General features: G+C 32.7%; 19 protein-coding genes and 1 tRNA gene. 19 read left to right on the forward strand and 1 reads right to left on the reverse strand.

Annotated elements, in window-relative coordinates:
* The first annotated feature begins 497 nt into the window (after positions 1-497).
* The 9 genes from EHE19_RS07095 (at position 498) to EHE19_RS07135 (ending at position 8506) form a co-directional block, all read left to right on the forward strand.
* On the forward strand, positions 498-890 hold the full coding sequence (locus EHE19_RS07095; protein WP_137696598.1) for a hypothetical protein: 393 nt from the start codon (positions 498-500) through the stop codon (positions 888-890).
* 23 nt (positions 891-913) lie between these two features.
* Complete coding sequence (locus EHE19_RS07100; RefSeq protein ID WP_137696597.1) at positions 914-1477, forward strand: hypothetical protein; 564 nt, start codon at positions 914-916, stop codon at positions 1475-1477.
* A gap of 662 nt (positions 1478-2139) precedes the next feature.
* Positions 2140-2772, forward strand: coding sequence for a recombinase family protein (locus EHE19_RS07105; RefSeq protein WP_137696596.1), 633 nt, complete (start codon positions 2140-2142; stop codon positions 2770-2772).
* 574 nt (positions 2773-3346) lie between these two features.
* A complete protein-coding gene (locus EHE19_RS07110) occupies positions 3347-3952 on the forward strand; it encodes a hypothetical protein (protein WP_137696595.1) in 606 nt (201 codons plus the stop codon).
* 271 nt (positions 3953-4223) lie between these two features.
* Positions 4224-4306, forward strand: a tRNA-Leu gene (locus EHE19_RS07115).
* A 268-nt stretch (positions 4307-4574) separates the two neighbouring features.
* Positions 4575-5384, forward strand: a complete 810-nt coding sequence (locus EHE19_RS07120; RefSeq protein ID WP_137696594.1) for a hypothetical protein — start codon at positions 4575-4577, stop codon at positions 5382-5384.
* Between the two features lie 62 nt (positions 5385-5446).
* On the forward strand, positions 5447-5851 hold the full coding sequence (locus tag EHE19_RS07125) for a hypothetical protein (protein ID WP_137696593.1): 405 nt from the start codon (positions 5447-5449) through the stop codon (positions 5849-5851).
* A gap of 43 nt (positions 5852-5894) precedes the next feature.
* Complete coding sequence (locus tag EHE19_RS07130; protein WP_171003502.1) at positions 5895-6347, forward strand: DMP19 family protein; 453 nt, start codon at positions 5895-5897, stop codon at positions 6345-6347.
* A 317-nt stretch (positions 6348-6664) separates the two neighbouring features.
* On the forward strand, positions 6665-8506 hold the full coding sequence (locus tag EHE19_RS07135) for a LamG-like jellyroll fold domain-containing protein (RefSeq protein WP_137696591.1): 1842 nt from the start codon (positions 6665-6667) through the stop codon (positions 8504-8506).
* 484 nt (positions 8507-8990) lie between these two features.
* Here EHE19_RS07135 and EHE19_RS19720 read toward each other — a convergent pair whose 3' ends face one another.
* Positions 8991-9950, reverse strand: coding sequence for an alpha/beta hydrolase-fold protein (locus EHE19_RS19720; RefSeq protein ID WP_137696590.1), 960 nt, complete (start codon positions 9948-9950; stop codon positions 8991-8993).
* A gap of 549 nt (positions 9951-10499) precedes the next feature.
* Between EHE19_RS19720 and EHE19_RS07145 the strand changes: the two genes are divergently transcribed.
* The 10 genes from EHE19_RS07145 to EHE19_RS07190 all read left to right on the forward strand — a co-directional run bounded on the left by EHE19_RS07145 (position 10500) and on the right by EHE19_RS07190 (position 26923).
* The gene (locus EHE19_RS07145; protein WP_137696589.1) at positions 10500-13274 is read left to right on the forward strand and encodes a M6 family metalloprotease domain-containing protein; all 2775 of its coding nucleotides are present in this window, start codon (positions 10500-10502) and stop codon (positions 13272-13274) included.
* Between the two features lie 250 nt (positions 13275-13524).
* Positions 13525-14520: a LacI family DNA-binding transcriptional regulator gene (locus EHE19_RS07150; protein WP_137696588.1), complete on the forward strand. Its 996-nt coding sequence runs from the start codon at positions 13525-13527 to the stop codon at positions 14518-14520.
* 657 nt (positions 14521-15177) lie between these two features.
* Entirely contained in the window at positions 15178-16689 is a 1512-nt protein-coding gene (locus EHE19_RS07155) for a xylulokinase (protein WP_137696587.1), read from the forward strand.
* A gap of 246 nt (positions 16690-16935) precedes the next feature.
* Positions 16936-17982, forward strand: a complete 1047-nt coding sequence (locus tag EHE19_RS07160) for a galactitol-1-phosphate 5-dehydrogenase (RefSeq protein ID WP_137696586.1) — start codon at positions 16936-16938, stop codon at positions 17980-17982.
* 207 nt (positions 17983-18189) lie between these two features.
* A complete protein-coding gene (locus EHE19_RS07165) occupies positions 18190-19530 on the forward strand; it encodes a class II D-tagatose-bisphosphate aldolase, non-catalytic subunit (RefSeq protein ID WP_137696585.1) in 1341 nt (446 codons plus the stop codon).
* Between the two features lie 292 nt (positions 19531-19822).
* Positions 19823-20836 carry an aldo/keto reductase gene (locus EHE19_RS07170; RefSeq protein WP_137696584.1) on the forward strand — a complete coding sequence of 338 codons (1014 nt, stop codon included), beginning with the start codon at positions 19823-19825 and terminating at the stop codon, positions 20834-20836.
* A gap of 30 nt (positions 20837-20866) precedes the next feature.
* Positions 20867-21301 carry an RbsD/FucU family protein gene (locus tag EHE19_RS07175; RefSeq protein WP_137696583.1) on the forward strand — a complete coding sequence of 145 codons (435 nt, stop codon included), beginning with the start codon at positions 20867-20869 and terminating at the stop codon, positions 21299-21301.
* A gap of 230 nt (positions 21302-21531) precedes the next feature.
* Positions 21532-23334: a sensor histidine kinase gene (locus EHE19_RS07180; RefSeq protein WP_137696582.1), complete on the forward strand. Its 1803-nt coding sequence runs from the start codon at positions 21532-21534 to the stop codon at positions 23332-23334.
* A 229-nt stretch (positions 23335-23563) separates the two neighbouring features.
* Positions 23564-25186, forward strand: a complete 1623-nt coding sequence (locus tag EHE19_RS07185; RefSeq protein WP_137696581.1) for a response regulator — start codon at positions 23564-23566, stop codon at positions 25184-25186.
* 390 nt (positions 25187-25576) lie between these two features.
* Positions 25577-26923 (forward strand): ABC transporter substrate-binding protein, encoded by a 1347-nt coding sequence (locus EHE19_RS07190; protein WP_137696580.1) that lies wholly within the window; start codon positions 25577-25579, stop codon positions 26921-26923.
* The last annotated feature ends 52 nt before the right edge of the window (positions 26924-26975 follow it).

A 26975-nucleotide genomic window follows, 5' to 3' on the forward strand; every position in this document is an offset into this window, starting at 1 on the left:
CACTTATATCTCTATATTTTATATAATTGCTTTGTCTAGTGCTATTCTGTTTATTCTTTTTCCTTAGTCCTTATAAACAATTATTAAAGGGCATATAATTATCAAATAAATTAATCATAATCAGTAGTCTAAAGACTACTCCACTAACTTTTCATATTAACCTTTTTGCAGTACCTTGAATCGAGACTTATACAATGTTGTAAAAAATATTAGTGGGAAATCTCTTGCGTTACCATAGTCGACATATATACTCAAATATATACAAATAACGACACTATAAAAAGATAGAATGCTAAATCATATTATGTTAAAATTGTTAGTATATGTTAAATGGGTTGATATATATTTAATTAATGTATCTAATAATTATTAATCAGAAAACGTATGATTAAGAGGGAGGGATAAAGGTTGAAATCTATTCGTGCGCCTGTTAAATGAACTACATAACTAATGTTAAGTGTATTTGTATTAGTAACTTGAAAACGGAGAAATTGAAATTGAGAAAAAAACAAACAACTACTATTTTAATAGCACTAATTATTGTTACTTTAAGTGCTAATATGGTATTCGCCCTCACTAATTCTGTTAGTAACAGTAATTATAGATTAACTGGGGCATCTAATTTGAATATAGGTTCTTCAACATGGACTGCATCATCATCTTCGTCCACAACAAAAAATGTTGATTACATTTTTTTAGAAACAGCAATTTATGTAGATGGTATTGTACTTCATGAAGAAGATAAATCATCAACTAATACCAATCTTATAAGTTATAATTCACAAACATGGAATAAAGCCTATTTTACAACATTTGAGAATATGTCATATCATTCATCATATGATACTGATTATGGTGATTTAAATGTAATATCAAATGTAACTTATTAATTATGAAAGGTGGAATATAAATTATGAAAATGAAAAAAAATTTAGTATTAAGTATTATACTGGTAGTATCTTTGTGCCTTTCTGGTGTAATTTATGCTTCAACTGTTGCTAATGAAAACGTAGAATCCAAAGATTCAACATCTGAGAGTGTTAGAGCTGAGAATCACAAAAAAGTAGATGAAAGGCTTAACACAGTCTGGCAGGACATTAAGAAAACCCACAGTATAAATGAAGATGAATATATAGAATTGGATATTGATAAACTAAACCAATTTATAAATGGTCAGTTAGAAGGATTTACAGACAAAGAATTAGTTGTCGAAATGAAAAAAATTTTAAGAAATAATTATTTTAAAGTGCCAGTAGGCTCAACGAAACCGAAAATTTTACTTAACAAAAATGCAAAAGAGATTGTTTTGGCGTATAAAGAAAGTGATGGAACAAACACTTTAAGCTCATTCAAAAAAGCTGAAAAGAAGACTATTAAGTCAGATTCGATTAAATTAAATGCTGTTAATTCAGAAGATACTTTATTTGAAAGTGTTGTAGAAAAAACAGAAGGTGAGCCAATTCCAAAGTTAAAGTAAAGCGTATCAAATAATTAGGTCAATTTGTATAATTGTGGGGCGGTTGAAGACTGTCCCATTAATTTTATCTCTGTTTAAATAATTACTTTTGTATCGTGTTTTTCCATTCTGTGTAAATGCAACTGCTACGCCGTTCAATTTCAGGAAGTTATTTTTATTGGATTTATATATACCTAAAAAAAGACAAGCAGGGTTATTTCTCCTGCTCCTGCTAAACGAAATCTTTATGTACTGTTGTTTTTCGCTACACTCAAAGCTATTTAACATTACTTGTTCATCATTTTCAAAAACGCTTGAATTATATGATGTTTTATCAAGCCAACTATCTATATATAAACATAATTATATTTTACTTTTATAGATATTCGTTCGTATATAACTCATTGTGTCGGAGTAGATGCACTATAGGTACATAGTTGATATAGAACAGTAAAAATTCTGTGATATACCCGTATCTATAAATAACCAAAGATTTATTGAATTGTTATACTTTTATTTGTATACAAACCATATTGTTTTCATAGACGTTTGGTTTTACAAGAAAATAGCAGATAATTGCTAATAAATGGGCATAAATTTCCTATATAACTGTCTGTGATATTTGGATATGATTTCGTGGACAGTTATCATAGTATCATAAGCAAATGAAAGGAATTGATACTATGATATATGGATATATGAGAATTAGTACACAGAAAGAAAAGCAGACCACTGATAGGCAGAAAATAACACTAGAACAATATGCAAATGATAATAGATTTACTTTTGATAACATTGTAGAGGAACGAATAAGCGGAACAGTAAGAGCAGAGAACAGAGAAGTATATCGAGACTTAAAAAATAAGACATTAAGAAAAGATGATATTTTAATAATTACGGATTTGGATAGACTAGGCAGAGATGCAGATGATGTAATTGCTGAATTAAAAGATTTAAAAATTAAAGGGATAAGAGTAATAGCCTTAGATATTCCATATATGAATGAATATAATAAGGCTCAGGATAGTAGCATATATAATATGGTTGTTGATATAGTAATAACTTTAAAAGCACATATGAGCCAACAGGAGAGGGAAAAAACAGTAGCAAGAATAAACCAAGGATTAGATGCAGCAAGAGCCAAGGGAACTAAATTAGGCAGACCACAAGTAGAATTACCAGATAACTTTATTAAAGAGTATAAAAGGTTTAAGGATGGCAAGTATGGAGATATGACAGCAACAGGATTTGCAAAGTATCTGGGAATTGGCAGAGCAACACTGTATAAATATATAAATCTATTTGAGCAGGGATAAAACCCTGCTTTTTAGCATCAATAAGGGTGGGCGGTATTTTACAATTAGCAAATGTCTTGTATTTTGGCATACGAACCAAGCACATGGGCGTGGTTCCCCAAGCCACAATGTAGACGACAGCGAGAATTATGCCAAAGTTATCTAGAACTTTATGATAGGGCAATGTAGTAGAACAACCTAAATGTTTTTTGAGTTTTACTATTTATAACCAAATATGCTACAATATTTCTATGCTGATATACTTCATTCAAAAGATGTAGCTCTATCAAATTAATTTTTGTGATAGAAACAAATGGGAACTTTGTGAGGTACATAATTGTTAGTTGTAGAATGAATTTGTAACTTCCATTTTAAATGGACTTGCTAAAAAAGGAGATTCTTACTGAATATATTCTCGAATGTGAGAACTTTGATGAGAATCAATTAGTTTAGATGCTGTTCTTTATAAAGAATATATAAATATTCAAGAGCAGTAAGTTATAAACAATTAAGTACATTGCATTCGAACCTATAGGATTTGCCAATTAAAATGGCAGAAAGAGAATAGCAATAATGTGTATTAGGTGGTGATTTTATGAGATATGGCGGAGAGTATTTTTTTGAGTATAAAGATATTTATTGCCTTCTTGACAATGATAGAATTACATCGGTACTTCAAGAAATGAAAGTATCCCCTGAAAAGCAAATTACATATTTTCATGCTTTGCCAGGATTACATGAAATTGAAAGAGAAATACAAAACTATTTAGTATCTATGTACAAAAAAGATAAGGATGTCTTTGTGGATAAGTATTACAATAATGAATATTATGATGAGTATGCACAAAATATGTTAATTTACTATTTACGGGGATATGCTTATAAAGTTAAAAAAGCTTGCTATAACGAGTATTTTAATAAAGACAATCATAGATATGGTTTAAGTAATATCTACACACGAGTATTTAATATAGATTCAGACCACTATACTATTTCATTATTTACAGTTAACAAATTTCTTTTTTATAATAAAATAAAATTTAATGGGCATATCTATTTTTCTATAAAAGACATTTATCGTGTTAATGGTTCCCTCACCAACTTTTTTGTGGAATTAAAAAATAATGTAACTATTAATTTTAATGCGAATTATGTGAATGTTTATGTATCGAGAAGTAATTCTACTAATGATGGAGTATAAGGACATAAAAAAGAATATTGGGATGGAGCAAACAGAATACGTGTAAATAAGGCAAAAATACTTGTAGAACTTTTGAAGGAAAATGTATATGAAATAGAAAAGGTAATAGACGTAGTGACTCGTACTAAATATAAAAAATAATTGAAATAGTTCAAAAATGGTGTTAGAATTAACCCACTGGATTCTTTAAAATTTATATTCAAAAATCATATGAGTCCAGTGCGTGAAAAGTATAAAAAAGTATTAATAATTGGTGAAACGCTTTATTTTAGCGGATGTGGCGGAATTGGCAGACGCGCTGGATTTAGGTTCCAGTGGGCGACCGTGGGAGTTCAAGTCTCTTCATCCGCACCACGAAATAAAGAGTTTCACAGAGTTTAAAACTTTGTGGAACTTTTTGTTTTATGCAGGGATTTAGCGAGAACAAAGTGGCACGCTGAAACTAATAAAGATTTTGCCATCTCAAATAAGAGAGAGGGAGAGAAATTATAGGTAAACGATAAAGTAAAAAATAAACGTTAGCTTTTACTAAATTAATCATCTTTTTACATCTTCATTTGTTGATTAATACCATATTCTGTAATATAATTACTACAAAAATATACATTGTGGGGTACCAAATATGAAGATTAATAAAAAAGATTGTTTTATTGAGACAATAACAGCTAAATGGTGGTTTTTAGCACTTATCCCTATAGTGTTTTTCTTTTGCCCTCCATACTTGCAAAGAAATGGCTATCCTATAAGTGATTTTTTCAAATGGTACTTAACAATTGGAGAAATAAGCTCTAATAACTTTACGGGCTTTTTTGCTAAATATTCTATAATAATGAATTTAGTAGCTATAGCAGTTGTAATTCTGGCATTTGTGCTAAAAAGTAAATTCACCCGTGTGTTTTCAATATATATAGCGATAATGATGGCTTTTTTTGGCATTACACAAAACACATCATATACTGAACAAAATGGTCTCGGAATCATCACATGCTCATATATAGTACTTCCCATACTATCAGGAATATGGATATGGGAAGTTTTTGTTTGTAAAAATGATTTTAGCAAGGCAAAAAAACTGAACATATGGACAGTAGGTGCTTTTTTACTTGCTCTATTTGCTTTTTGGAATCCTATAGATTCAAAAACTCTAATGCCTGATTTCAATCCAGCTTATTTTCTGACAAATGGGGGCAACAGTATGTTTTGTACAATGACACCGATGATTATAGCTGTACTGTTTTTTATATATCCCAATATAAATACAGCCGCACTAAGGGTTACTGGAATAACGGGGGCGACAATTGGGTTTATACAAGTTGTGTTACATTTAGTGATAAATAGCAAAACTAATTGGTGGGTTGGCATAATACATATTCCGGTGCTTTCACTTTCTATAGCTGCTATAATAGTTTCATTCAAGGCAAATAAGCGATGATATTAAACTAGCAACTTAAAATGAACTTAAGACAGAGTTCATAACAGTAAAGGGGAGTGTTTATGTCAAAGCTTAAGAATATAAAAATTGTAAGTCTGATATTAATAGTAGCTTATGTACTTTTGAGTAAGAGTGAACTGCTAAATGACGATGCTTTTTTTATCTGTATATATCTATTGTCAATAGGAGTAGCAACTGCATTACTATCTACATTAACATTTAAACATTTTGTTCGAGGATTGGGATTAGGGGCTATTTTAACATTTATAGTCTTTTTGGTAGCTTTTATTACTATTCCGACGATTGAAGATTATTTGTACAAAATACCACATGAAGGAAATCTTTTAAAAGGAGCTGCCTTAGGGTTAAGATATATTTTTGCTCCTATGCTAATATCAAACCTTATAACCTATACAGTAACGTTTATATTATTAAGATTTTCTTTGAACCTCAATAATAAATTGTAAATCAATGTATGAATATAATGTAAATGAAAGTTGGTTGTATATTATGAAAAGGCGTATAATTTTAAAGAAAATACTAGAAGATAACCCATTTGAAAAGTGGAATCAATTCATTGATTTACTCGCTATGGAAGATTATAAGGATTTAACTGAAATTCAAAGGGTTGCATATCTTTGTTTTTGGTATGATTCTGAGGTTCAAAACGGAGGACATTTACAGTATTTTGTGAATAGAGGAACTTCATTACTAAAAGAAACAGAACTTTCCCTTGTAGAACTAGGAGCATTACAACAAATTTCAATATTATCAGAAGCAATAAATGTTCTCTGTTCTTTAGGAATATCCCCAATTGAGGGTATAGACGATTATATAGCAGAAGCCCTTGAGGGCAAATATTGTGATATAGATTCTAAATATTATAGTTGTAAACCAACAATATCAGATTTGCTTGAGAAATATTTTCAGAAATACGAAGATGAATTTGTTTTAATAGAATAATTTCATAAATATTTTTTGTAAGACAATGCTATTCAACATATTCGAGAAAATAGTTTGATAATTGTATATATTTTACTTTAATAAAAAAGTAAGTTTCCGATAGTTTATTTAAATCAAACAGGAATTGTCATAATTTAAGCACAAATAGTGGATGATTACAGTATAAAATAAATTTATTAGATTATATTTTATTTTAATTACTTAACCTTTTATTGTACTTCACTATTCTTTTAAATATCAGACTGTAGTTTCTTTATACAAAATTGTATAATAATGACGTTTAAATCAAATTAAATTAAGTTATTGGAGGTTTTGTAATGAAAACAAGTTTTTTCAAGTTTCTAGTTTTAACTCTTCTTATTTTTAGCATCTTTTCTTGTACACAAGCAACTGTTTTTGCAGAAGAAGCTACAACTTTCACACCTATTCACGAGTATAATTTTGATAATGACAGTGGAACAACGGTTTTGGATACGGCGGTTAGCGGAGGAATAAATGGTACTTGTTCGAGAAATAACATAATAACTGAAAATGGTCAAACATATAGAAGTTTTAATGGAAAAAGTGATGTAATAAAGTTTACAAGTCCTATTATTCCTACAGGTGAGAAAACCATCTGCTTTAGTATAAAAGTTCCTTCACTACCAAGCAAAGGTAATGTTTGGATAATGCATACCTTAGACGGTAATAGTACACGCCCAAATGGAACAGGTATTTTGATACCTGGTAGTGGTGATGCATATGGACGCTTAATGGTAGTTGAATCTAGTGGTAGGATTATTTCTCCTATTTCTATTTGTGATGATAAATGGCACTATATAGTTTATACCTATGATGGTACTACCGATGAAAATGGAATGAAACTATATATAGATGGAATATTAATGGGTGAAGCAAGAAATAAACGCTTATCAAGTACTGTAGATAACAATTTGGAAATAGGTTGTCACTATTCTGCTGATGAACATTTTTTTCTTGGGGACTTAGATAATATTAAGGTATATGATAAGGATATTTCTTGTAATGCACCAACCAATCTTAGAGCTACAGACGATAAATTAAAAATATGTTTAGCATGGGATACTGTTGACAATGCAACAAGTTATGTCGTTAAGCGCTCTATGACTGCAGGTGGACTATACACAACACTTGCGACTGTTACTTCGACATCCTACGTAGATAATAATGTAACAAATGGTAACTGCTACTATTATGTAGTCTCTGCAGTAAATTCAGTGGGAGAGAGTAAAAACTCAAACGAAGCTTCTGCCATTCCACAAGTAGCTAAACCCGAAGCACCAACAAGTTTAATTGCTAATAGTAGAGATTCTAAAGTAACTTTATCATGGAATAATGTTGAAGGAGCTACAAGCTACAATGTAAAACGAGCTACTACTCCTGACGGGGATTATACAACGATAGCAACAACTTCAGCAGCTATATACATTGATAACAATGTAACAAACGGAATAACATATTACTATGTTGTGTCTGCTATAAATGATGGTGGCGAAAGTGAAAACTCAAACGAAGTATCAGCAACTCCAAAAAATCCTGCTGTAACTCTTGAGGTTACATCTGTCGATAAAGCAAAACTAGGAGAGGAAATAACAGCCAACATTGTAATACATAATGCGGACAAGATATGTGCAGAAGATTTAAAAATATATTTTGATACTACAAAGCTACAGTTCATTAGTGCTGAGGGCGCTGATGGTATAAAGATATATAAGGAAGCAGATATAGAAGCTGGAATTAAAAGATTCATAACAGCAAGCCTTGGAAAAGAAAATGCCGCAAATGGAGATAAAGTGCTGCTAAAGCTAAAATTCAAGACTATTGCTAAGGGTGAAGCAAAGATTGATATATTAACAGGGCGTATCGCAGACAATGCAACACTAGAAGAAGATGTAAAAGAAGAATATTGCGGTGAAAAGCTTATAATTATAGAACCAGCAACAATAGATGTTAACCGTTCGGGAGAATATACCCTACTTGATTTAGGAATTGATGCTTGGTACTATGGTGATGTGGCTTCCTCCACAGATACATCAAAATATGATGCTGACCAAGATGGAAATGGTGTAATTGATGATTACGACTTATGTATAATAGTAATGGAGATACTTAACAATACAAATTATCCTGCAAATAGCTAAAATAGAGTTCAAATGCCAATATACCTTTAACATAAAAAAATAGCACTAGTAATAAGAGGGCTATTTGGGGTTATGCAGGCAATTGCAAAATAAGTTTAGTCAGGATTAAATATATTAACCAAAAGGGAAAGAATCACGATGATGAGTCTTTCACTTTACCAATTATTTAGAGGAAATATTAATTGTGGAACATTTTATTGTTGTGTACTTGTAGAATAAAACATAAGAATTAGCAAAAAATAGAGTAATGATGCGAGACAATTGCTTCAATTTCATAAATTTCATATACAAAGTGTGGAGTATTTGAGCACAAAAAAGGCTACTGGAGAATCTCCAATAGCCTAATCCTTTAATAACCCTAACCAATGTGAGTCATAAAACAAAGGTTTCCGACAATCACTACCTGATTACTGCTTTGGTTTTCAGGGTAGATAGTAGTAAGTTTGTTACTGAATTATATCTGAATCATATTAATTCAGTCCACTTATTTCAACAGTTCTGCTTTTAATAGTGCCAAATCTAAAGCGTCAATGGAATTGTCATTATTCATGTCAGCTGCAGTGATATCTATTTCAGAGAAAGATTGCCTTAAAAGAGCAGTTTTTAACGCTGCAAAATCCAATGCATCTACATTACCGTCTTTATTAGCATCTCCTTTCTTTGGGCCAGTGCTTACATCTACAAAATATTTGCTTGCAAATACTACTGCCTTTGGCAAGCACGCATTCCAGAACTCTACACTGTGAGAGCCTGGTCTAGTGATATATTCATGAGGTACTCCTGCTTGCTGTAATTGATTATGGAAATTTACATTCATTTGCCAAACCAATGAATCCTCTGTTCCACATTCCATAGCAAAAGCAGGATATTTGTTTTTATTTACGACAGAGATTAAATTTCCAGTAACTCCTAGAGCTCCACTCATGGAATAAGCTGAGCTGAACTTATCAGGGTATTTAAATCCGTGATATGCCGCTCCAAAGCCACCCATTGAAAGTCCTGCGATGGCACGGTTTTTACCATTTGCAGTGTCTATTCTAAACTTTGCTTCAACATATGGTATAAACTCTTGTTCAAAATATGTATCCCATTTTATGCCGGCTTTGTATGTATCAACGTAGAATGAATCGTTCAATCCATCAGGCATAATAATTACCATTTCTTTTCCACCAGCTCTGTCTACGATGGATTGCATGCCCATATCCTTCCAATTGCTATATGCTCCTCCCATACCATGAAGAAGATACATTACAGGGTATTTTTTTGTGGTATCTGTGGAATAGGAAGGGGGAAGATAAACATTGTAATTCATGTTACGATTTAATACTGTACTGAAATGAGACTCTGTTATAACCGAACTAGCGGCAAAGGTTGGAATTGCAAATAGGCTGCTAATTAATGTAACTACCATTAACATTGCGAGCAGCTTTTTTATTGACTTCATAATAGCACCTCCGAAATTAAAATAGATTCATTTTTAAAAAAATTTATGCAGGTCCCCATACTTTAAAATAAATTTGATTTTAAATATGGATTTACAATTTGTTACTAAAAATAATACCTCCTTTCATATAAAATAGGCTTTTTCATAACCAAATCCTACCATGAAATAGTAGCAGGTTCAAGATTTCTGCCATTCTATCACTCATTGACTAAGATAATATAACCCGAAAAGTACGGATTTTTAATGATTGTTTTTAAAACTAGAACAGCTGCGAAGACTCATTAAAATTTATTTATTATTAGCATAATTAATGTAAACAATTGAGGTACATAACCAATTATTTACTAATAAATAATCATGATAGGTTAATTTATTTAGACGAAAGTAATTTGTTTTGTAGTAGCACTAGCAGTGACTACCCCTAAAACCCTCTCTATTACTATGTATCAATGCATATAAACCAACCCTAAAAAAAAATTCATTTCGCATTACTATAATATGGATAAGTTATTACTTTTATGGAAAGTGCATATTTAAGGGGGGGTTATTTTGAAAGGAATAGTTAAAAAGGCTTTAGTGTCAACCATTTTTACTTGTATTATTTCGTTTTTAGGTTCAGGGGTATATGCTGCACCTTACGTTGATAGGATTATTGAATTTAAACAGCCTGATAATTCTGTAGTTGAAGTTAAGGTAACAGGTGATGAATACTATCAACATGTTGAAAGTCCAGATGGCTATACCCTTTGTCGTGATCCTGAAACAGGATGGATTTGCTATGCAGACTTAAATAGCGATCAAACCGAACTTGTTTCGTCAGGGGAAATCTATAGGGGAGTAAACAATGCAATCCAACAAAGTGCTCCTAAAGAAGTAAAAAGTGAAGCTATTCAAGACTCAAATGAAGGCAGACGCCAAAAACATTTGGAAATAAAACCTGAATTAATTGCTGAAAAAAGAAATAAAGTAAGGAACGAGCTTTTCCCAAAGGAAGATATAAAGAACAATATAACACAAAGAAGCAGTCCTAATTTATCGTCAGCTTCTTTTCAAGCGGCTCCTCTGCAAGGAAATGTTATCGGACTTACAATATTGATTAATTTCCCAGATGTATCAAGCAGCATTTCTAAGACAGATATTGATAACATGTTCAATAAGGTTGGATACACTGGATATGGAAATAATGGCTCCATTAGAGACTACTTTTATGATGTTTCTGGTGGAAAGCTAAATTATACAAATACTATAACAGGCTTTTATATGGCAAAGAAACCTAAATCCTATTACGATTCAGGTGCAGACTATAGCAGAGCTCTTGAACTTGCATATGAAGCTTTGTCATGGCTGGATTCTACAGGTTTTAACTTTGCAACATTAACAACTAATTCACAAAAGTATGTACTTGCTGTAAATTTCTTATATGCAGGTGATATTGCACAGAATTGGGGTAAAGGAATATGGCCGCATCAGGGCTGGCTTCCATATGTGTTCAATGCTGATGGAGTAAAGGTTCAAATGTATCAAATGTCAGAGATAGGAAGGGATTTGTCAATTTATACAATTTGTCATGAAAATGGACATTTAGTTTGCGACTATCCTGATTTATATGATTATGATGGTGATTCGGCTGGGTGTGGAAACTATTCACTTATGAGCGGTTCTGTAAATTACAAAAATCCTGCGCCTCCTGACCCATTTTGCAGGAATATTATTAGTGGATGGAATAGTACTGTAAGTTTGAATAGTTATCCTAAAGGTTCTACTATTAATGCAGAGTCAGATCCTTTGGCGACACATACAGTATATAAATGGAGTGGCAGTAATGCAAATGAATATTTTCTTATAGAAAATATCAAGAAGGCAGGAAGATACAGCAATATGCCTGATGAAGGTCTGCTAATTTGGCATATAGACGAGAAAGGAATAAACGACTATAACCAAATGACAGCTTCAAGACATTATCAAGTATCGGTAGAACAGGCAGATGGTCTTTTCCAATTAGAAAAAAATATAAACTTGGGCAGGGCAGGTGATTTATTCCGTGCCGGATATAAGACTGCTTTTGATGATACAACTACACCTAATTCAAAGTGGTGGAATGGAACATCCTCAGGATTAAAAATTTCTAATATTGGTCCTGTAGGAACAACTTTGACATTTACTTTGGATAGCGGAACAGCTGCTGTAAATACTGCACCTGTTGTTGATGCAGGGGCCAATTGTGCATTTACGTTACCTTCCAGCATAAAACTCAGCGGAAAGGCTAGCGACGATGGGTTGCCAGGTGGTTCTAGTTTAACTACAACATGGAGTTTGGAAAGCGGACCAGGCACGGCTACATTTGAGAATGCAAAAGCGCTAAAAACTAATGTTACAGTATCAGTGGAAGGTACTTATGTGTTTAAGCTTACAGCAAGTGATGGAGTATTGTCATCCTCAGATACAGTTACAATAAAAGTAAATCCAGCAGGTACACTTCCATTAATAGCACATTATAATTTTGATGAAACAAGCGGAACAACTGTTAATGACTCTTCCGGATTAAATTATACTGCAAAACTAAATGGAGGAGCAGTGTGGGCAGAGGGACAAAACGGAAATGCTGTTTCTTTAGATGGAAAAAATGGCTACGTAAGCATTCCAACTGGAATATTGAGCAATGTAAACGAAGTTACAATTTCTACATGGGTAAAATTGAATAGTTTAACTCAATGGTCTAGGATATGGGATTTTGGAATAGATACAAATTCATATATGTTCTTAACGCCTCAAAGCGACCAAAATAAACTAAAATTTGCAATTAGTATAAACAGCTATAATAATGAGGAACAAATAAATGCACCTGAAATAGAGACAGGTGTCTGGAAGCATATAACCGTTACACTTTCAGGGAATACAGGTATTCTATACGTGGATGGTGTAGAAGTTGCTAGGAACGATAAAATGACATTGAATCCTACAAGTATAGGAAGCACAACCCAAAACTATATAGGAAAATCTCAGTTTGACCATGATCCATATCTGAATGGTATTGTTGATGATTTTAAAATTTTCAATAAGGCTTTAAATGCTGATGAAGTGAAAGCATTATTTGACAGTAAGCAAGGTATATACATATATGGAGATGTTAATGGCGATGGTGAAGTGGATGCAATTGATTTTGCAGTAATGAAAAAATATCTCCTTGGAGATGAGAGTGCTATGCAAAGCAAGGACTGGCAAATAACCGGAGATTTGAACAAGGATGGCACTATAGACGCTATTGACATTGCTAATATGAAAAAATTCCTTTTAGGAATAATTGAAGAACTTCCAGTAAACTAATACCTGCACAAATTCTGAGAGTTTGTGAGTTATATTGAAGTGATTTATAAATATATAAAAATTCAGAGTAGGGAAAAAGATAATACTCATTAAGGGTTAAAAGCTAATTATTAACCTTTAATGAGTATTTTTATAATTAACTAGAGATTTTGATTTAGCATACGAATATCTATTGACTTTTAAACATTGATTTGATACTATAAATACAGTTAAACGTTTCACGAATGAAGGTGATTATATTTCTGCTACAATGAAGGATGTTGCTAAGAAATCAGGACTTTCTATAGCGACAATATCAAAATATATAAATGGCGGTAATGTCCTGGAGGAAAATCGTGCTGCTATTGATAAAGCAATTAAAGAACTGGGATTTGAAGTTAACGAGATTGCAAGAGGACTAAAAACAAATAAAACAATGACTATTGGGTTATTGATTCCTAGTCTTGAGAATATATTTTTTACAAGTATAGTTTCAAATATAGAAAATATTTTAATAAAGAATGGTTATAGTACGATAATTTGTGACTATAAAGAAGATGAAATGCTTGAAAAGCAAAAGCTTGATTTTTTAGTAAGAAAAATGGTCGATGGTATTATAACTATGCCAATGGGATGTAATTTAGAGGCTATTAAATCAGTTGTTAACAAGAAAATACCAGTTGTACTTATAGATAGAGCTCTGAAGGGTGTAGAGTGTGATACAGTTGTAGTAGATAATCTAAATGCTTCTTACAATGCAGTAGAGCAATTGATAATACATGGCCATAAAAGAATTGGAATTATCTGTGGACCTAGTGATATATATACTGCTCAAGAACGCTTGAAGGGTTATGAAAGGGTACATGAAGATTATGCTATGGCTATTGATAACGAGCTGATTAAGAAAGGTGACTATCAGGTAGAGAGTGGCTATCGGTTATTACTAGAGTTGATAAACATGAAGGAACCTCCAACTGCTGTTCTAGTTACAAACTATGAAATGACTCTTGGTGCCATAATGGCTATCAACGAAAGTGACATAAAAGTACCTGATGATATATCTTTTATTGGCTTTGATAATTTGCAGCTTGCAAAGGTGGTAAAGCCTGCATTATCTATAGTTATTCAGCCAGTTAAGCAAATTGGTGAAGTAGCGGCAAATATCATTTTAAAGCGACTAAAAGGTGATAATTCGAATTTTCCTTCAATGATACGGCTTAAAACAGAGTTGGTTTTAAAGGATTCTATTAAAAAAATAGATAAGTAGTATGATATTTAATTGTTGTGATAATTTTGTTATATCAAGGAAAGGGAAAGTCCTATGCTTCTTTAAATGAATGGATATAGTCTTTATTTTCAGGTGGTGAGGATTCTATAGCCTCGGTGAAATACTTGATGTAATATCGCAAAAGTGATGAAATTAATCTGCAAAGGAGAAATTTAATTTTATATATTTAAATTAGATATTAAAACGAGGTAAGAAAGAGTTACATTCTTCTACAACAAAGTGGCGGGTGTTGCTTTAGTTTTCAGGACTTGAAATATATTTTGCCTCGGTGAAATACTTGATGTAATATCGCAAAAGTGATGAAATTAATTTGCAATGGAGAAATTTATATTTAAATTTATATATTGATATGAGGCATGAAAAAGTTCCAGTACTTCCATAAGTATGAGGGTACTGCTTTGGTTTTAAGATGGGTGAGTTATTTATTTATATCCTCAATGCACTACAGATGATATGCTTGATGTAACATCTGTACTGTGATGAAATTAATCTGCAATGGAAAAATTTCATACTGATTATAGGTATCAAAAACTATACGAGAAGTGAAGTGTTTTACTTCTCAAATATTTTAGAACAAAGTTAAACGTTTAGACTAAAATGCTAAAAATAATAGTAAAACGTAATGAGGTAAACGATATGGAAAAGTTTTTATTAGGAATTGATATTGGTACATCTGCCTGTAAAGTAGCAATGTTTGACCTTCAGGGGAAAGTAATATCACAAGCTGCAAGGGAGTACAAGGTATACTATCCCCATTTAGGATTTGTAGAACAAAACCCGAATGAGTGGTGGGAATGTGTTTGCTTAGCAATAAAGGAGACTATTGTTTCTTCTAAGATAAATGCAAAGCAAATAGCAGGAATAGGTGTTGATGGACAGAGTTGGTCTGCCATTCCTATAAATGCAAAGGGTGATGTGCTTAGCAATACACCAATATGGATGGATACAAGAGCTTCTGATATATGTAAAGAAACTGTAAATAGAGTTGGAAATGACAGAATTTTTAGACTTTGCGGTAATTCCTTTGAGCCTACATATTCAACACCTAAAATACTGTGGTTTAAGAAAAACATGCCCGATGTATACAATTCAACATATAAGTTTTTGCAAAGTAACAGTTTTATAGTTTATAAACTGACAAGACATACATCCCAGGATTTATCACAGGGATATGGTGTACATTCCTTTAACATGAAGGAAGGTAAATGGGAAGATAGCTTTTGTGAAGAACTAGGATTTGATAGAGAAAAACTTCCTGATATTTATCAATGCCACCACATAATAGGAGAGGTAACTAGTGAGGCTGCAGATCAAACAGGACTAATAAAGGGTATTCCGGTTGTTGCTGGTGGATTGGATGCAAGCTGTGGAACACTTGGTGCTGGAGTTCTAAAAGTTGGTCAAACGCAGGAGCAAGGCGGGCAAGCTGGCGGAATGAGTATTTGTTTAGATTCATCAATTGGCCATCCCAAGCTTATTTTAAGTTTCCATGTTGTACCCAACCTTTGGCTTTTGCAAGGAGGTACTGTTGGCGGTGGTGGAGCTATAAAGTGGTTCAAACAGGAGTTTGGAGCATTTGAGGAATTTGAAGCTAGGGAAAAAGGTGTAAGTCCCTTTAAAATTATGGATGAAGAAGCTGAAAAAATACCTGTAGGCTCTGATGGGTTAATATTTTTACCATATATGGCTGGAGAAAGGTCTCCTTTGTGGGACAAAAATGCTAAAGGAGTATTTTTCGGTCTGGGCTATGAAAAAACAAGAGCTCATATGATCAGAGCTGTTATGGAAGGCTGTGCATTTGCATTACAGCATAATATCAAGACAGCAGAGAAAATTGGTGTAGGAATAAATGAACTAGTTGCAATAGGAGGCGCTGCTAATAGCAGAATTTGGACACAAATTAAAGCAGATATAACAGGTAAAACTATCAAGGTTCCAACTTCAGACACAGCTACCACACTAGGAGCCGCGATTTTAGCAGGTGTGGGTACAGGATTGTATAAGAGTTTTGAGCAGGCAGTAGAGGATACTATTGAAATTACACGTACACACCAGCCGGATATGCAAGCTCATACAAGGTATAAAAACAATTATGATATTTATATTGAACTATATGAAAAACTAAAGGACACAATGCAAAAAGTATAAACTTATAATTAGGAATTGTACATATAGACAATCAGCTTTAAATACTAAAATGTTTGTCACAGTATAAACAGAAATTAGGAATTCTGATATGGCTATAAATACTCAAATATATATCACATTACAAACACATAAATTGAGAATTCTGATATAGCTTAAAACATTAAAATATATGTCATAGCGAGAATTCAATAATGATGATTAAGCAAGATAATACGAGCAAATGAAAGTAATTATAAGGAGGCAACAATGAAAGCAGGAGTATTACATGCAAAAGATGATATTCGTTATGAAGATATGCCTATACCTGTAGCATCAAAGGGAGAAGTTTTGGTAAAGGTAAAGGCTACTGGTATTTGTGGTTCGGATATTCCAAGAGTTCTTGGAGATGGAGCACATTTTTATCCAATAGTATTAGGTCATGAATTTTCAGGGGAAGTGGCGGAAATAGGTGAGGGAGTAACCTCGGTTAAGGTAGGTGATAGAGTAGCAGGAGTTCCATTGGTTCCATGTCTTAAATGTGATGACTGTCAGAAGGGTAATTATTCATTATGTAAGTACTACAGCTTTATTGGCTCAAGAGAGCAGGGTAGTTTTGCAGAGTATGTAAAGTTACCTGAAAGAAATGTTGTCAAATTTGATGACAGCGTTTCTTTTGAACAGGGAGCATTTTTTGAGCCAGCTACAGTAGCACTTCATGGTTTGCTTTGTGCTGATTATCGTGCTGGAGAGGATGTTGCAATTCTTGGCGGTGGAACAGTGGGTATGTTTACTGCACAGTGGGCAAAAATATTCGGTGCAAAAAGAGTATTTGTGTTTGATATTGATGAGGATAGATTATCTCTTGCTAGAAGATTGGGCGCTGATGAGACTATTAATACTCTGGATAAGGATTTTCGACAACAGGTAGATGAACTCACCAATAAAAAAGGATTTGGGTTTGTATATGAAACTTCTGGTGTTGATATAACAATGAAGCTAGCTTTTGAAATAGCGGGAAATAAATCATCCATATGTTTCATTGGAACACCCACTAAAGATTTAATATTTACACCAAAGCTTTTTGAAAATATGAATAGAAAGGAATTTAAGCTTACTGGTTCATGGATGTCATATAGTGCACCCTTTCCCGGCAAAGAATGGACTCTAACTGCACATTATTTCTCAACTGGAGCGTTAAAGTTTGACAGCAGTTTTATATTCAAAAAGGTTCCCCTTAGAAACATAAAGGATGCTTTTTATATGTTTAAGGTACCTAAAACTGTTAAGGGTAAAGTACTGATAGTTAATGACTAAAGCTTTTTAATTTACTCAACTTTCCATTGTTAAGTTTAAACAACTCTTGTGTGTCCTCCGATACACAAACACCGTAATTACTCAACTTTCCATTGTTAAGTTGAAACACCAACATATCAGTTGGTAAAGTTGAGCTGTTTAATAAAAATCAACTAATTAGCATTATTCAATTCAAAGGTTCACTTCAATAAAGAGGGGGTTGTAAGATTGGCAGATTTACATCCATTAAAGGAGTTAGTTGCATTGCATAAGCTGGGCGTACCTGTGGGAATATACTCTGCCTGCAGTGCAAATGAGTTCGTTATTGAGGCAGTTATGGAGAGAGCATTAGAACTAGATAACTATGTGTTGATAGAAGCAACTGCAAATCAAGTAAATCAGTTTGGCGGCTATACTAATATGAAACCGCTGGATTTTAAAGAGTTTGTATATGGTATTGCTAAGAAAATTAAATTTCCAGAAGAAAAAATAATACTTGGCGGAGACCACCTTGGACCACTTACATGGAAAAATGAGAAATCCAAAGATGCAATGGAAAAATCATGTGAATTAATAAAACAATACGTCATGGCCGGATTTACGAAAATACATATTGATACAAGTATGCATCTTGCAGATGATAATATAAATGAGAAATTAGATACTGGTATTATTGCCGAAAGAGGAGCTTTGCTGTGCAAGGTTGCCGAAGAGGCTTATGCTGAACTTTTAAAAAATGATAAAGCTGCATTGCAGCCAGTATATGTTGTAGGAAGTGAAGTCCCTGTTCCAGGAGGAATTCAGGAAGAGGAAGAGGGAATTCAGGTTACGAAGGTTTGTGATTTTGAAGCCACAGTTGAGACCTTTAAGCAAGCATTTTATAAGCTAGGGCTTCAAAAGGCATGGGATAATGTAATTGCTGTTGTAGTTCAACCCGGTGTTGAATTTGGTGATGAAACTATTCACGAATATGACCGAGAAGCAGCAAAGGAATTGAGCCAGGCACTTAAAAGTTATCCTAATCTTGTTTTTGAAGGTCATTCCACCGACTATCAAACGAGAACTAAGCTAAGAGAAATGGTTCAGGATGGAATAGCTATACTTAAGGTGGGTCCAGCATTGACTTTTGCTCTGAGAGAAGGTCTGTTTTCACTTTGTATGATAGAAGAAGAAATATTCCGATATAATCCTGATATTCATCTTTCAAATCTTATTAGTATATTTGATGAGGCTATGCTTCAAAATCCTGATAATTGGAATAAGCATTATCATGGAAATGGAGTAAAGATTAGATTTGCCAGAAAATATAGCTTTTCTGATAGATGCAGATACTATTTACCAGATACAAATGTACAGAATTCAATTAGAAGATTGTTGCAGAACCTTGGAACAGTTACAATTCCACTATCATTATTAAGCGAATACATGCCTATTCAATATAGTAAAGTTAGAAGCGGTAAATTACATAATGACCCTGTAAGTCTTTTAAAGGACAGAGTTGTAAACTGCATTGATGACTATTTGTATGCTACTAAGCAAGATGATAGCTTCAAGTCAGTTGTATACTAAGTGCATTAAAATTGCAGAATCACATTTATTAGTCACATTTACTGCCATTTAGTAAAGCTTGCTAATGCTGTTCAAATATTTACCTTACACACCTATTTTTATATAACATTCACTACACTGCAAACCAAACATCACATGTGATTTTTTTTAAATGCGTTATGTTGGTACAGACTTTGCTTCAGGTCTAACTGTGCATAACCTCTTCTTTGCATTTTCTGCGACCTTAGATTATGTACGAAGTTTAAGCTAGAAATTAAATAAATTATTTTAAATAAAAAAGGAGACGTATCTTATGAGTAATGATATTATTAATCCCAATTTAGTACCACAGAGAACCTTGCGTGGAGGAGACAAGATGCCTTGTATTGGTATGGGTACTTTTGGCTCGGATAGATTTTCAGCTGAAGATATTGCTGCTGCTGTAAAAGGCGCAGCAGAGGTGGGTTTCAGAATGTTTGACTGTGCATCTGTATATGGAAATGAGCATTTAATTGGAGAGGTTTTTGAAGATATTATGAAGTCTGGTATAAGGAGAGAAGAACTCTTTATTACTTCAAAGGTTTGGAATGATATGCATGGAAAAGGGGATGTATTGCTTTCTTGTGCAAAATCCTTGAAGGACTTAAAACTTGATTACATAGATTTATATTTTGTACACTGGCCTTTTAGAAACTTCCATCCAAAGGGAGCTGCTCCTGATTACCATAATAAAGATGCAAGACCATTTTCAATTGAGCAGTATATGGAAACATGGTATCAGATGGAGAGATTACAGAAGGCTGGCTATGTTAAGCACATAGGAACATCAAATATGACTATTCCTAAATTAAAGGAATTGTTCAAGTACTGCACAATTATGCCTGCGGCAATTGAAATGGAACTTCATCCATGCTTCCAACAGCCTGAGCAATTTAAATTTGTTATAGACCATGGTATTCAGCCCATTGGTTTCTGTCCAATAGGGTCGCCTACTAGACCTGATCGTGATAAGACTTCTGAGGACTATGTGGATATTCAGGAACCTGTAATTGTTGAGATAGCTAAAGCTCATAATGTTCATCCAGCAGTTATTTGTATAAAATGGGCTGTACAGAGGGGCCAAACTCCAATTCCATTCTCAATATATAGAAACGAATATGCTAGTAATATCCGATGTGTAGTGGAGGACCCGTTAACTGAAGAAGAAATGAAGAAGATTGAAGGCGTTGATAAAAACTGCAGATTAATTAAAGGTCAAGTATTCCTTTGGGATGGAGCAAAGGATTGGACTGATTTGTGGGATATAAATGGAGAGATAACAAAATAATGATAACGCTAATTGCTAATTGGAGGCTTTATGTTAAGAGGGATTCCGTCTATTTTAACTCCTGAACTACTAAAAACACTTATGGAGATGGGGCATGGTGATGAACTAGTAATAGCAGATGGCAATTTTCCATCAAGCACCTTTGGGAAAAAAGTAATCAGACTCGATGGACATGGTGTACCAGAGGTTTTAGATGCAATACTTAAATTTTTTCCGCTGGATTCATATGTTGAAAGCCCTGTAGCATTGATGCAGGTGGTGAAGGGGGATACTGTAGAAACTCCAATATGGGACATCTACAAGAACATAATTAATAAACACGAATCAAGAAACAACAAAGTAGAAAATATTGAAAGATTTACTTTCTATGAAAGAGCGAGAAATGCGTATGCAGTAATTGCCACTAGTGAAACTGCGTTGTATGCAAATATCATTTTAAAAAAAGGTGTTGTAATAGAGCAGTAATTATAAAGTGATACTTCCCAAATAAAAATGAGAGATTGAGTACCATTAATACAGCGCACTACTCCAGCTTGATACTCATTTATTAGAAAATAGTATTATACTAAATATAGGCGGTTAAAAGTAATTGTTATAATTTTAGGCATGGCAATTACTTTTAACCTGGAATGGGTTAATATGTGGGTTTAAGCAGGAATTTGAGTATTTAAAATTCAATTATAAGGATTGATGAAATGGGAAAAATACACTTTAATCACATAACTAAATTATTTAAAGAAATATCAATTAAGAATAAGATTTTTATTTTCTATATTGTTATTTTAGGAATTTCACTAAGTATATTTACTTTGCTCACTATCAGTATATCAAATAAGGCAATAATCGAAAAAGCTCAAAAAAATGCAGGACGTGAGTTAACACTTATTGATAAGAGTCTTATGAACTTGACCAGAAATTGTGAGGACTATGCAAGAATACTATCTACTGAGAACAGATTGCAAAATCAACTTGAATTAGTGAGAAACAATGATTTAAATTCAATTCAGAATATAGATGTTGAAAAAACATTAAAGGAAGTAATTAGTAATATAGTACAGCCTAATACCAAGATGTCGGCTGCTAGTATTATGTCATCGAAAAATATACTTTTTGACATAGGTTATGCAGATAATTTAAGTGTTTATTCCCAGTTTGATAACGCTTTGATAGATAAAGTAGTTGAAATAAAAAGCCCTGTTTGGACCAGCTTATTCAAACTAAAGTATCGTTATGGTGAAGAGGAGAATGTTTTTGCAATTGCAAAATCTATTATAGGAAAAAATACAGGGGCTAGATTAGGAATAGCAATACTTTATCTTAAAGAGACAGAAGTTGCATCAATATATTTAAATAACATAATAAATGAAAATGATAAGTTTTTTATACTCGATAGTGAAAACAACATAATATCAACTCAAGATAAAGATGACTTGTATCAAAAATTTGATGAAGAGAAATATTTGGGTAAATATAAACTTGATAATATTCAAAATGATGAAAGTTTAATAGTCAATATTGATGGTATACAGACGTTAGTTACTTTACATAAATTCGATAAGCTTAATTGGAAGATTATCAGTACTATTCCTATGAATGAAATAACCAGTGAAAATAAAGGTATAACAAGACTGATAATTATTATTGGCGTTGCATGTCTAGTTTTTGCATTTATAGCATCTTATCTATTATCTTACACAATATCAAAGCCTATATTAAATTTAGTTAGAATTATGAAGGAAATAAAACAAGGAAATTTAGGCCTGAGGGCAGATTTTAATGCTAATGACGAGATTGGTATGCTTGGGGATGGCTTTAACAGCCTTATGGATAGAATCAACAAACTATTAGAACAAATTTATAATGAACAAAGGATAAAGCGCGAAAACGAATTCAGACTTCTTCAATCACAGATTAAGCCGCATTTTCTCTATAACACCATTGAAACTATTATTTCATTTATAAAACTAGATTTAAAAGAAAATGCCATAATGTCAGCAAAATACCTTGCTGGATTTTATAGAATTTCATTAAGTAAAGGAAATGACATTATAACCATAGAAGACGAAATGCTTCTTATCAAGAATTATTTGTCTATACAAAAGTTAAGGTATATAGAATATATGGATTATGAACTGTATTTTGATGAGGAGATATTAAAATATCAAATTCCAAAGTTGACATTACAGCCTCTTGTGGAAAATTCCATTTACCATGGCTTGAAGCAAAAAGAGGATAAAGGCACATTGATAATTAAAGGCTATAAAAATGAAGAATGTGTTTTTATTGAAGTTTTTGATAACGGAATAGGAATAAGTCCAGATAAAATTGACAGCATACTTCACAGTTCAGCAGTTCAGAATAAGCTGACAGATTTTGGAGTTAGCAGTGTTGACACCAGATTAAAGCTACTGTATGGAGAAGAATACGGTTTAAAGATAGAAAGTATAGTTGGAGAATATACCAAAGTCACTGTCAAACTACCGGCAACAAAATTGTAATACTATTTCGTATTTAATATAAGGGAAGCTATTTTTAAATCACCGATAGAGTTGTGCGCTGTAAGTAGATATTCATAGTTTGATAAATGCAAATTATGAAAATAGTGCATTCATTATACTTTTCACATATACAAAAAGATAAGCTTTTTGTATATTTTGAGTAAACCAAGGGATGGTGGGTTTTGCTTCATTACTTTAAATGCAAATTGGTACAAAGGGGTTAATAAATATGTACAAGGTTATGATTGTAGATGATGAGTTTTATTTCAGAGAAGCTTTAAAAATCTCATTGCCATGGGAAAAATTGGGGTTTGAAATATGTGGTGAGGCTAAAAATGGAAAGGAAGCAATAAAAAAAATAGAGGAATTAAAACCGGATATAACAATTGTAGACATAAATATGCCAATAATGGATGGGCTTGAGTTTGCCAAGAATTTAAAAGAAAGTGGGATTGAAACTAAAATACTGATTTTAACTGGACACAGTGAATTTAGTTATGCTAAGCAAGCAGTTTCGTTAGGAGTATACAACTATTTGCTAAAGCCAGTAAATGAAGAAGAACTAGCTAATTGTTTATGTGAAATGAAGATGGATATACAAAAGGAAGCTAATTTAAAAATTGAGTTAGAAAAGTTAAAGGAACAAGTCAAAGAAAATATTCCATTATTAAAAGAAAAATTTTTAAATGACTTAATACAAGGAAACTCAGTAATAAAGTCGGAGGAAGTAGCCAGCAAAATAAAATATCTCAAAATGAATATACCTACTGGATATTATCAAGTAGCATTAATAGAAGTTGACTATGATGAGAATCTGAAATGGACTGATGAAGATAAGCAGCTGTGGCTATTTTCTGTTAAAAACATTGCAAGTGAGATACTACAGGAGTATTTTGAATTTGAAATGTGCTATGACAGAGATGACCGGTTATGTATAATAGTTTGCTTAAAAGGAAATGAAGCAGATTTTTTGTTCGAGAATACTCTTGAGAGGGTCAAAATATCAGTCCACAAATATTTGAAATTCACTATATCAATAGGAATTGGAAATAGAAAGAGCGATATATTTGATGTTGCCAGTTCATTTAAAGAAGCTATTATTGCATTAAAGAATAAGCTTACCATAGGCAGTAACAAAGTAATATTATATAGCTCAGTAGATGATTTAGATATAAAACACCATTTATTTACTGCTGAACACAGAAGCCAACTCTTATTGGGTATGCGTACTGGAAATGGTGAAGAAATTAAAATGATTCTAACCAATATTTTTAGAGATGTTCGCGGCAAGAACATTCACTGTGAAATACTATATGTAGTCTGTGTGGAAATTGTGTCAGTATGCATGGAGATATTCGCAGAAATGGGTATTAGCTTCAAGGAAATTTATCACAATAGTCAAATGAATATCTTTGAAGAAATACAGCTAAAGCAATCTATAGATGAAATGGAAGGCTGGATTAAGGAGATATTTTCAGATGCAGTTGAATACATCAATAAAAACAAAAATAAAAGGGCATCGCAGTTGATTGAAAAAGTTAAGAAATATATTAGTGACAATTATCAAAATGATGAACTTGATATAAATATAGTGGCGAAAAGCCTTTTTGTGAATTATGGACATCTTTGCTTTGTATTCAAAAGGGATACAGGTATTACTATAAATGAATATATTACTGAATTCAGAATTAAAAAGGCTAAAGAACTCATTGATAATGGAGAACAGCTAGTTTTTAGCGTAGCAAAAAAGGTTGGATATGCAGATGCCAACTATTTTGGTAAGTGTTTTAAGAAATTTTATGGGCTTACTCCAAGTAAATATATTGAAAATGTAAGTCAAAAAAGAAATTAAAGCGAAAAAATTATCAACTCAAAATTTCTATATAAAAAGAATAGGTGTTTATTATGCAATTATTTTAACTTTACTTCCGCATGAAAAGCCCAGCCATTCTAAGGTTTATAAATGGATTGTTGTTCAGTGAACCAACTTATTTTATGAAGCTATTTAACTTTTCCTTTGATAAGCTTAAACACCTATAATTCACCGGGATAAATATTTGTTAATAAATGTGAACTAATATTATTTTTTGATAATTTAGATATAAACAGATAAATTTCCTTATTGCCCTATAATTTTCTCTTAAATAGGGTGGGAGAAAATTATATCATTTGAATATAATTCAAAATCTTTCGGAAGAGAAAGAGATATGTAAATCATTAAAATGTTATAGGAGGCAATAATATGATTAAATTGAAAAAAGTTGCGTTATTTGTTATCTCAGCAGCAATGATTGTTTCAATAGCTGCTTGTGGAGGTGGCAATACAGCATCAGATAGTTCAACATCATCAGAAGCTTCAAATTCACAAACATCTGTTCAATCAGGTGAAAAGATTAAGCTTAAATTCCTTTCTTTAAGTGCAGATGAAAACAGAAATAAAATCAGAGAAGACTATATTAAGAAAAATATAGTAACAGAAATGCCAAATGTAGAAATTGAATATGATTTAGGCGGAGGCGGAGATGATTACGCCAATAAGTTAAAAACTTATAACGCTTCAGGAGACATGCCAGATGTATGGTTCTCAGAACAGAATCTTTCGTCTGTAGTTATCTCAGCAGGAAATGCATTGGATTTGGCTACGTATGTTGAAAAAACAGGCTTTGATAAGAAGTTTACTATGAAAGAAGTAATAGCACCGGATGCAGATGGAAAAATATACTGTGTACAGCCTGGTGCAGACCAATACTTTACTCCAAGATTATGGTACCACAAGGATATATTTGCAAAGTATAACATCCAGGTACCTACCACCTTTGATGAATTGTTAAAGGTTTGTGAAACATTGAAATCAAAAGGAATTATCCCTATTTCTATCGTTGGTAAGGGTGGATGGACTCCTAATCTTCACTTGATTCAGACTATGATAATGGCTGAAGACCCACAGGTTGCAGTTGATCTTGCTAATAATAAAACCGATTTCAGCAATCCTGTTGTTAAAAATGCTTTGGGAAGAATTCAGCAGCTTGTAAAAGTTGGTGCATTTGCACCGGGTATTACAAACATAGATTATGGCCCAGCTGTTGAAATGTATACCTCAAATAAAGCTGCTATGCTTGCAATGTTCACATGGGAACTTCCAAATCTTGAAAAAGCTAGTCCTGATACTGACTTTATGGTTTGGCCGACAGCAAAAGAAGGTGTTGATGCAAATGCAGCAATTCAGTACTGGGGTGCACCATTAAGCGGGTATTTAGTATCCTCAAAAACAGAAAACCCTGAAATAGCAGCTCAGTTTGCAATGTTCTGTGCAACTCAAGACGCTCTATTCTACAACACTGAAAACAAGTCTATGACAGCTCTTGATACAGGTATAAAAATTGAAGGAATGTCTGACTTAGCAAAGAGGAATTTAGAACAGTTTAATAATGCGAAACTAAAAATACCTTCATTATGGTCTGCTGTGTACAATACAAGGATGTCTGCAGAAATAACTACTCTTGACAGTAATCTTTTAACTGGCGATTATTCACCTGATGATTTTATTAAGGCAATAAATCCTATATGGGCTAAAAATTTTGATAAATAATTCAAGCTTCCTACATAATGAACTAATGGTGTGGCAGCATTATCAATGGTTT

Origin of the sequence: Ruminiclostridium herbifermentans, from assembly GCF_005473905.2 — a bacterium.
Taxonomy (GTDB): Bacteria; Bacillota; Clostridia; order Acetivibrionales; family DSM-1351; genus Ruminiclostridium; species Ruminiclostridium herbifermentans.

Excerpts from the sequence above, each read along its gene's own strand:
- EHE19_RS19720 (WP_137696590.1), bottom strand. The coding sequence starts at position 9,950 with ATGAAGTCAATAAAAAAGCTGCTCGCAATGTTAATGGTAGTTACATTA.
- EHE19_RS07125 (WP_137696593.1), top strand. The coding sequence starts at position 5,447 with ATGTCAAAGCTTAAGAATATAAAAATTGTAAGTCTGATATTAATAGTA.
- EHE19_RS07170 (WP_137696584.1), top strand. The coding sequence starts at position 19,823 with ATGAGTAATGATATTATTAATCCCAATTTAGTACCACAGAGAACCTTG.
- EHE19_RS07190 (WP_137696580.1), top strand. The coding sequence starts at position 25,577 with ATGATTAAATTGAAAAAAGTTGCGTTATTTGTTATCTCAGCAGCAATG.
- EHE19_RS07100 (WP_137696597.1), top strand. The coding sequence starts at position 914 with ATGAAAATGAAAAAAAATTTAGTATTAAGTATTATACTGGTAGTATCT.
- EHE19_RS07135 (WP_137696591.1), top strand. The coding sequence starts at position 6,665 with ATGAAAACAAGTTTTTTCAAGTTTCTAGTTTTAACTCTTCTTATTTTT.
- EHE19_RS07130 (WP_171003502.1), top strand. The coding sequence starts at position 5,895 with ATGAAAAGGCGTATAATTTTAAAGAAAATACTAGAAGATAACCCATTT.
- EHE19_RS07120 (WP_137696594.1), top strand. The coding sequence starts at position 4,575 with ATGAAGATTAATAAAAAAGATTGTTTTATTGAGACAATAACAGCTAAA.
- EHE19_RS07180 (WP_137696582.1), top strand. The coding sequence starts at position 21,532 with ATGGGAAAAATACACTTTAATCACATAACTAAATTATTTAAAGAAATA.
- EHE19_RS07175 (WP_137696583.1), top strand. The coding sequence starts at position 20,867 with ATGTTAAGAGGGATTCCGTCTATTTTAACTCCTGAACTACTAAAAACA.
- EHE19_RS07155 (WP_137696587.1), top strand. The coding sequence starts at position 15,178 with ATGGAAAAGTTTTTATTAGGAATTGATATTGGTACATCTGCCTGTAAA.
- EHE19_RS07110 (WP_137696595.1), top strand. The coding sequence starts at position 3,347 with ATGAGATATGGCGGAGAGTATTTTTTTGAGTATAAAGATATTTATTGC.
- EHE19_RS07185 (WP_137696581.1), top strand. The coding sequence starts at position 23,564 with ATGTACAAGGTTATGATTGTAGATGATGAGTTTTATTTCAGAGAAGCT.
- EHE19_RS07150 (WP_137696588.1), top strand. The coding sequence starts at position 13,525 with ATGAAGGATGTTGCTAAGAAATCAGGACTTTCTATAGCGACAATATCA.
- EHE19_RS07105 (WP_137696596.1), top strand. The coding sequence starts at position 2,140 with ATGATATATGGATATATGAGAATTAGTACACAGAAAGAAAAGCAGACC.
- EHE19_RS07160 (WP_137696586.1), top strand. The coding sequence starts at position 16,936 with ATGAAAGCAGGAGTATTACATGCAAAAGATGATATTCGTTATGAAGAT.